Here is a 346-nt window from a genome sequence, read left to right on the forward strand (position 1 = left end):
GGTGTTTTAAAGGAGTTTGCCGGCGGCCGCAGTGCCGAGGAATTGGCAAGGGAAAATGGCATCAGCACAGCAACTTTGATATAAGTGGTACCAAAAGTACAATGGCATTGAAGCCAGTGAACTCAAACGGGTGAAAGAGCTGGAAGAAGAAAATGCCCGGCTCAAGCGGATGTACGCAAACCTCGCGATGGAACTCGACGTTGCAAAATACATTATCGAACTTAGCGAAGCTAAATCATGAAGTCATTTAGAAAGCATTAATTATTTCGGAATAAAAAAAGCTCTAAAGCCTTGTCGGAAACGGGAGATTGTCATGGAGATCCATGAGCTCCGTCCGAAGGATTCC

General features: G+C 45.4%; 1 pseudogene. It reads left to right on the forward strand.

Annotated features, from left to right (window positions below):
* Positions 1-346 (forward strand): annotated as a pseudogene (locus AC23MB_RS14400) (transposase); the annotation flags it as partial.

It is taken from the genome of Soonwooa sp. T0.1_25 (assembly GCF_057652215.1).